The sequence below is a fragment of the Pseudoruegeria sp. SK021 genome, assembly GCF_002119405.1.
In the GTDB taxonomy this organism is placed as follows: Bacteria; Pseudomonadota; Alphaproteobacteria; order Rhodobacterales; family Rhodobacteraceae; genus Meridianimarinicoccus.
Genome location: NZ_MTBG01000067.1, coordinates 1 through 6,835 on the forward strand (window position 1 = coordinate 1; position 6,835 = coordinate 6,835).

Here is a 6,835-nt window from a genome sequence, read left to right on the forward strand (position 1 = left end):
GAAATGGCGCAAACTCGACGGTCAAAATCGAATGCCTGAAATCATCCAGGGGATTGAGTTCCGCGACGGACTCCGCCAACTTCAAACAGCCGCCTGATCAGGCGTCACCAACTTTCGCCCATATCTCGTTCTGATGGAATGGACATCCCCTGGTTCTGTCGCAAACTTTTGAGCCGGTGTGGCCTGTCGCGCCGCCTGTGATAGTCGGCTCCGGTTGATATTGCAGACGGGGACCCGGACGTGGCGATTGATTTCAAAGGCGTACATTATCCAAAAGACATGATCCTTTTCGCCGTGTTCTTCCACGCCCGCTATGGCGTGTCCTATCGCGATCTGGAGGAGATCATGGCCGAGCGCGGCGTGGATGTGGACCACGCGTCTCTGAGCCGATGGGTCGTGAAATTCGCGCCAATGGTAGCCGCCGAGGCCCAGCGGCGCAAATCACCAACCAGCAAATCCTGGCGCTGTGACCGGCATCGCTATTTGGCATGGTTTTGGCACTGCTAATTGGCACCTATGACGAGAGAGGTGGTCGCCAGAACTCGGACCAGTTGCTAAGCTTTAGCGACTGACGAAGGACCGATCTGCCAAGTTTCTCACAGCGTTCAGCCCAGCCCAGCGGCCTGCCGTAGAGCCTCATTCATGCGGGTCTGCCAACCGGGTCCTTGCGCCTTGAACCGGGACACGACCTCAGGATCGAGACGCAGGGAGACCGCGACCTTCGGTTTCTCGGCCTTCGGGCGTCCGCCGACATTCTTGCGCATGGTCTCGGCCAGAGCCGGGAAGGCCTCGGCGAAGGCCTTGGCTTCGGCAAGCTGAGCGTCATTGGCCTCCGGTGCGTCCGGGTCGCTGGCGATCATCGCCTGAATCTGGGCTTCGCTGAGCGGCTTCTTGGTCATAGCAGGTCCCTTTCTTTTCGGCTGGCCGGTCGCATCGAGATCACCGAGACGCCCTCGGTTCCAAGGATGGCGAAGACGACTGCGATCGTTCCATCTGCCAGCCGCCCGATCGCCATGTGGCGGTTCGCCTTCACCGGGACGACGAGAGACGACAGGAAAAACGTCTCGTCTAGGTCGGCAAAATCGAGCCCGTGCTTGGCGAGGTTGGTCTGCCTTTTCGGCGCGTCCCAGACAATCATCCTACGTGTACCCTACAGCATCAATATAGTTTTTGTATCTACAAAAACATAGAGCCGCTATTAAAAAATTTCGCTACAGAATAATCCGCTCAATCTCGTCCAGCGTGACCCGGTCGCCGGACCGGTCATAGAGCTGCGTGGTTCGCGGGCTGGCATGGCCGGCGATGGCCTGAGCGGTCTCGAGGCTGCCGCCGGCAGCCATGTAGGTGGTGATGCCGGTGGCGCGCAGCGAGTGGTTGCAAAGCCCCGGCACGGCGATCCCGGCCTCGCTGGCCCGACGTCGCAGCATATGCAGCGCGTTGCGCGCCAGGAGCGGCCGCTCGGTCAGCCGCCCGGTCCGGCCCTCGGCAGACCGGAACAGCCAGCCGGTCCGGTCCTCGCCGATCCCGGCCGCGTCGATATAATCCAGCACCCAAGCCTCCAGAGTATGATGCGCCGGAACCTCATGCTGGACGCTGCCTTTCTCGTGCAACCGAACCGACCAGCGCCGCCCCTGCGGTCGAAAATCCGCGACCCGCATCGCCACCGCCGCCCCGACCCGGGCGAAGGAATAGATCATCAGCCCAATCAGGGCCCGGTCGCGCAATCCCACCACGGTATCGGCGCGGATGCCCTCAAGCAGATGCCGAGCGTCGTCGCGCGGCAGGACCGGCGTGCTGCCACGGCGGACAAGATGGCGCGGCCCGCGCACCGAGGCGGCCGGATTGATCGGGATCACCTGGCCAAGCACCATCCAGTCGAGAAACGCCCGGATCGCCGCCAGCCGTTGCTTACCCGTAGCCGGGGCATGGCCGCGCCCCAGCGCCTCGATATGGGCGGCCACATGCACGGGCCGCAGGGCGGCAAGGTGATGCACGCCCCAGTCCTCCACGGCGGCGCAGAAGTCCGCTACAGCCCGACCATAGGCTCGCCGGGTGTGCAGGTTGCGGATCGGGACGCTGAAGAACTCCCGGAACCGCTCCTCGGCCTCAGGGCCGGTTGCCGCGATAACCGCCGGCAGGTGGCCCGGGCGGGCGCGTGCCTCTCGTGGGGCCGGGATCATGTTCGGCCCGTTGCCGACATCGCGCCGTCGAACCAGAGCGCGGGCAAGGTCTCCCGCCCGTCCGGCCCCAGATGCGCCTGCATCCGGTCTCTCAGTGTCACCATGCCGTCTCTCCCCGGGCCCCGCGCCCTGCCCAGTCGTATCCGATAACCCGTCTTATCCGATACCACCCGAGCTCGCCCGGACCGGTCGGGCTGCGGAGGCAGCGCCGCCCGGCCGGCGGTTTTCGTCAGCCCGGCCGGGAGCGCGCCCCGGGTGGAGACGGGTGTGGTCCGCCCGGCCGAGGGGGGTGGATGACTGTGGACCCCTGAGGCCGAACCGGCCCGCTCGGCCGGTCGGGACCCCAGAGACGCGGAGACCGCAAGGGCCGCCGTCTCAGCTGGCAGGCGACACGGCGGACGGAGCCTGCCGCCAAGACGCGCCGATCTGGACGGTATTGCAACACCGACAGGCTGGAAGTCCAAGCGGATCCGACGCGCCAAAGACAAGGCGGCGACCTCCGCAACCGCCGCCGACTACCCGCGCCTGCAGGGCTGTTCAGCGCCGCCGATATCTGAGGTCTCGGCCCAGCCCAGCCCTCTAAGGGTGACATTTCCAAGTTGCACGGCACCGGACATTTCCGGTTGGATGCAATCGTGCCACACCAGATGTAGCGCTCCCAGATCATAGCCTCTACTGTGCCGGCATCGTATCGTGAGGCTGATAAGACCATGGCAGACATCAACTTAAGCAACCGATCCTTGGACGAGCTGAAGACGCTCCAGAAGGACGTGACAGAGGCAATTGACAGCTTTGAGACCCGCAGGCGACAGGACGCCCTGGCTGCCGTCGAGGCCAAGGCCAAAGAGATGGGCTTTACCCTGGCCGAACTGACCAGACAGCGGAAGGCACCGAAGGCCGTGATCCCACCGAGGTATTGCCATCCAGAGAACCCAGAACTGACGTGGAGTGGGCGTGGTCGGCGCCCTGCCTGGATCAAGGAGGCGCTTGCGGCCGGGACGACCCTAGAAACGTTCCTGATCGCCAAATAGCGCTTGATCCCCTGGGGGTCTGGTGTGGGGCTATGTCCAGGTCAGACCCATCGTTATCGCCGCTCGAGGTGCAGGGCCGACCGTTCGCTGCGCCAAGGGCTGACCTCACACAGCGCGGACGGTTCGAACCTCACCAATCCGACAAACGACGCCCGCTCATATCATACTGTATCAGCCTGTGCGGACAGCCGCGTGGTTATCCGATCGGGTTCCGCAAGACCCGCAGAATTTGAAAAACGAGTTTTCGCGCGTGTTGCACTTTGCGCATCGGTCGAACAGGCAAAACCCACAGTGCACGCAGAAATCAACTGGGGGCTCATCCGGCTTTTCGCCTTTGCGTGATGTCACCGCGCCAAATTGGCGATCACAGCTGGGGCAGATCCCTTCAGAGATATTCTTGACCGCCGTTTCATAGGCGATGGCGTTGCGCTTTTCGGTTTCGGGGCGTTCTTCTTCGGCTTGCTTCTTGGCGAGGTAGCGGTTCATGCCCTTGATCGCGAAATACGCAAACAGCAGCGCCAGGACGATGCCCATGACATAGCGGACGTAGCCGCCATAGGAGGGTAGATAAGGAACAAGTTCGATAAAGAAAGCGAAGAGCGCAAAGATCACGAAGCCGCGGTAGACTGGCCAGTATTGCGAACCGCGTTTTTTGGCAACAAGCCAGGCTGATAGCAGCAAAAGCGGCAGCGTGAGGGCTAGGCGCAGGCCAAAGACCTTGAGGACCTCGCGGCTATGAGCCTTTTGATAGGGCGCGATGGCGGCGTCCTCAATGGCCGCTCTTTCGGCAAAAAGGTCTTGCTGGGCGCGCCTCAGGGCCAGGTCGGTGACACGTAGGTCTTCAATCACCCGCTGGGCATCGCGTTCGGAAATTTTCAGCTCTTCTATGGCTTGGACCCGCGTGACCACCTCGGAATTTTGGCTGTTGGCCGCGGTAGCAGTCCGAGTTTTGATCCAGTCTTCAAAGGATGCCCGTTGATTTTGATAGTCGAGCGTGCGGGAGGACAGCACGAATTCCGCGTCTTCGATGTCCCTTTGCGTGGTGCGCAGGGCGACTTCATTGCGGTCGATGCGGCTGTCGACATCGTCGAGCTGGATAGTATCGACGAAATCGATCTGCGTGATGCGTTTGCCAGCGGTCGGGACGTCCGACATAATCAATGCGCCCAACTGGATGAACAGAGAGCAAATGACGATGGACATGATCCACATGGCCAGCTTGTACCAGAATTGTGGACGGCGAGCGGCTTTCATATCGGTTCCTGCTTGAGTTTGAGCGCGGTTGGACTGGCTGAAACGGCTGGCCCGGGGCTTCCATTTTTTTCGTAGTATCAGACATGCGACGGATGGGAAGCACCGGTCGAATAGGGCTCCGATCTGCCGTAAGCTGCATCAAGGGCGACGGTCGGCTCCACTGTTTTGGCCAGACCGCACGCGTCCCCTAACGGTGAAGGTCACATACGCGCGCTGAAGACTGGGCGTCATTTTCTGTACCTCAATCAACGCCCCACAACAGACCCCCGGTTCTTCTCACAACTGAGGTGCCCCTCTTTGACGCCGGCGAGAGACCGAGGAGGTCCTCCGGGATCAGGCGCAGTTCTTGGCGGACAATTTTCCAGAAACTTTTCTGTGGACTGTCATCTGAAAAAACCAAAGCCGCCTGTCGCGGATGCCCGGGTTGCCGCGACGCCCAGCGGCGGGCTTGTTCCAGGGTCGACGAACAAAGGCCGGGCGGGAGAGAGTGGCGCAAAGCGCGGCGTCACCAGAACCATCGCGAAGCTCCTGCGACGGCGCAGTGCGATCGAGCCGATGATCGGTCACATGAAAAATGACGGGCGGCTGACCCGATGCCCGCTCAAAGGAACCGAAGGTGACGCCATTTTCGCTGTGCTCTGCGGCTGCGGGCAAAACATTCGTATGATCCTCAGGCACCTGAGGGCTGTCTTGCGCCATTTAATCCGGCTGATCTGTCGAATCTACTCGATCGCTGACGCGGAAATCGCGCCCGGTCGAACAGATCAGGTCAACAAAATCGCCGCCTGACAGCCTTATTCAGGTCGGACTAATCATGTCCGGACTCAAGCACCTTTCGGCATCCCAGAAAGTTGCGACACAACCATAGACCTTAGTTGCTGAGAAAACTCTTGCAAAATAGGGGCTGTCCACAAATGGCAATGAGAGGTGGTCGCAAGAATTCGGACCAGTTGCTAAGCTTTAGCGACTGACTAAGGACCGACCTGAGATGACGAAACGAAAGCCCTATTCTGCGGAGTTCAAGGCAAAGGTGGCACTGGAAGCCATCCGCGAGGAACTGACGACGGCCGAGCTGTCCAAGAAGTACGGCATTCACCCAACAATGATCAGCGGCTGAAAGCGTGCTGCGATTGCGAATATGGCGTCTGCGTTCGAAGGTGGTGCCTCGTCCGATGAGCCTACGATCTCCGAAAAGGAGGTCGGACAGCTACATGCCAAGATCGGCCAGCTGGTCGTGGAACGGGTTTTTTTGGCCAGTGCCTCCAGTCTCATTCTCGGCTCTGGAGGCAAAAAGCGGTGAAGCACGATCATCCCGATCTGAGCGTGCGGCGACAATGCCGTCTGCTGTCGTTGCACCAAAGGTGCGCCTTCGGCCCAACGACCCGCTCCGGCCTGTACTATCGCCCACGCGGGGAAAGTGCCGAGAACCTGGCATTCATGGAAATTATCGACCGGCAATTCCTGGAAACGCCTTGGTACGGCTCGCGGCAGATGGCTCGTCATATGCAACGAGAGGGGCATAAATGCGGTCGTCACCGTGTGCGTCGGTTGATGAGGCTGATGCGCCTTGTGCCGATCTATCAGGAGCCGAAGACCAGCAAGAAGCACCCGGCCCACAAGATATATCCATACCTTCTCGCGGACTTGGATATCACACGGCCCAACCAGGTCTGGTGGAGAAATAGCAAAAAGTTGGTGATGGCCCGGGAGGGCGGCATATCATGGCGGTGTTGAAGACGCCGTCAATTCTCCGCAGAGAAAGGGATATGCCGTATGACCAAGACTACCATCGCAGCCTTGCCTGATCCATCTGGATTTTCACCCGATCCGCTGACCGAGATTCTTCGGTCGGGTGCGCGCAACCTGATCCAACAGGCCGTGGAGGCGGAATTGGCCGCACTCCTTAACGCCCATGCCGGCGACACCACAGAAGACGGTCGGGCACGACTGGTGCGGCATGGTCATTTGCCGGAACGGGAGGTGATGACCGGGATCGGCCCTGTGGCCGTGAAGGTCCCTCGGGTGCGTGACCGTGGCGGGGAAGCCGAGAAGATCCGGTTCACGTCGTCGATCCTGCCGCCCTACCTGCGCAAGGCCAAATCCATCGAGGAGCTGCTTCCCTAGCGTCGGGCGGGCGATGCATCCACTGGATGCCTCGCTTTTCCGCCTCAACCTCAAAGGCATCTCCACAGGCGACTTCCAGGAAGCCCTGGCCGCCCTGCTTGGTCCAAGCGCGGCAGGGCTGTGAATCCCGGAGGCAAACTGGTCCACAGAAACGGTCGGATTACCTGACCGTCGCGGATTAAAAGTCCGCCATTCTGATGCCCGAGGCGGAAGCTGAGGGCTGGGAGATGTATTCTGTGGAACTTT

7 protein-coding genes and 3 pseudogenes are annotated in these 6,835 nt (G+C 60.8%); 6 read left to right on the forward strand and 4 right to left on the reverse strand.

Features of this window, described 5'->3' with window-relative positions:
* Positions 1 to 240 precede the first annotated feature (240 nt).
* A pseudogene (locus BV911_RS18105) lies at positions 241 to 471 on the forward strand (IS6 family transposase); the annotation flags it as partial.
* Positions 472 to 605: 134 nt separating this feature from the next.
* On the opposite strand, the gene BV911_RS18110 reads toward BV911_RS18105, so the two are convergent.
* From BV911_RS18110 to BV911_RS18120, 3 genes are all read right to left on the reverse strand, one after another.
* Entirely contained in the window at positions 606 to 899 is a 294-nt protein-coding gene (locus BV911_RS18110; RefSeq protein WP_086054972.1) for a BrnA antitoxin family protein, read from the reverse strand.
* Positions 896 to 1,138 carry a BrnT family toxin gene (locus BV911_RS18115; RefSeq protein ID WP_086054973.1) on the reverse strand — a complete coding sequence of 81 codons (243 nt, stop codon included), beginning with the start codon at positions 1,136 to 1,138 and terminating at the stop codon, positions 896 to 898. Before BV911_RS18115 ends, BV911_RS18110 begins: the two co-directional genes overlap by 4 nt.
* A gap of 73 nt (positions 1,139 to 1,211) precedes the next feature.
* Positions 1,212 to 2,180, reverse strand: a complete 969-nt coding sequence (locus BV911_RS18120) for a tyrosine-type recombinase/integrase (protein WP_086054974.1) — start codon at positions 2,178 to 2,180, stop codon at positions 1,212 to 1,214.
* Positions 2,181 to 2,890: 710 nt separating this feature from the next.
* Between BV911_RS18120 and BV911_RS18125 the strand changes: the two genes are divergently transcribed.
* Positions 2,891 to 3,211 (forward strand): H-NS family nucleoid-associated regulatory protein, encoded by a 321-nt coding sequence (locus BV911_RS18125; RefSeq protein WP_086054975.1) that lies wholly within the window; start codon positions 2,891 to 2,893, stop codon positions 3,209 to 3,211.
* Between the two features lie 171 nt (positions 3,212 to 3,382).
* Here BV911_RS18125 and BV911_RS18130 read toward each other — a convergent pair whose 3' ends face one another.
* Positions 3,383 to 4,465 (reverse strand): hypothetical protein, encoded by a 1,083-nt coding sequence (locus BV911_RS18130; protein ID WP_086054976.1) that lies wholly within the window; start codon positions 4,463 to 4,465, stop codon positions 3,383 to 3,385.
* A 489-nt stretch (positions 4,466 to 4,954) separates the two neighbouring features.
* Between BV911_RS18130 and BV911_RS20130 the strand changes: the two are divergent.
* From BV911_RS20130 to BV911_RS18150, 4 genes and pseudogenes are all read left to right on the forward strand, one after another.
* Positions 4,955 to 5,254: pseudogene (locus tag BV911_RS20130) on the forward strand (hypothetical protein); the annotation flags it as partial.
* A gap of 199 nt (positions 5,255 to 5,453) precedes the next feature.
* Positions 5,454 to 5,582, forward strand: coding sequence for a transposase (locus tag BV911_RS20275; RefSeq protein WP_139840149.1), 129 nt, complete (start codon positions 5,454 to 5,456; stop codon positions 5,580 to 5,582).
* Between the two features lie 320 nt (positions 5,583 to 5,902).
* On the forward strand, positions 5,903 to 6,199 hold the full coding sequence (locus tag BV911_RS20445) for an IS3 family transposase (RefSeq protein ID WP_371588347.1): 297 nt from the start codon (positions 5,903 to 5,905) through the stop codon (positions 6,197 to 6,199).
* A 39-nt stretch (positions 6,200 to 6,238) separates the two neighbouring features.
* Positions 6,239 to 6,710, forward strand: a pseudogene (locus tag BV911_RS18150) (transposase); the annotation flags it as partial.
* Positions 6,711 to 6,835 lie beyond the last annotated feature (125 nt).

Coding starts and splice junctions, on each gene's coding strand:
- BV911_RS18110 (WP_086054972.1), bottom strand. CDS start 899: ATGACCAAGAAGCCGCTCAGCGAAGCCCAGATTCAGGCGATGATCGCC.
- BV911_RS18115 (WP_086054973.1), bottom strand. CDS start 1,138: ATGATTGTCTGGGACGCGCCGAAAAGGCAGACCAACCTCGCCAAGCAC.
- BV911_RS18120 (WP_086054974.1), bottom strand. CDS start 2,180: ATGATCCCGGCCCCACGAGAGGCACGCGCCCGCCCGGGCCACCTGCCG.
- BV911_RS18125 (WP_086054975.1), top strand. CDS start 2,891: ATGGCAGACATCAACTTAAGCAACCGATCCTTGGACGAGCTGAAGACG.
- BV911_RS18130 (WP_086054976.1), bottom strand. CDS start 4,465: ATGAAAGCCGCTCGCCGTCCACAATTCTGGTACAAGCTGGCCATGTGG.
- BV911_RS20275 (WP_139840149.1), top strand. CDS start 5,454: ATGACGAAACGAAAGCCCTATTCTGCGGAGTTCAAGGCAAAGGTGGCA.
- BV911_RS20445 (WP_371588347.1), top strand. CDS start 5,903: ATGGAAATTATCGACCGGCAATTCCTGGAAACGCCTTGGTACGGCTCG.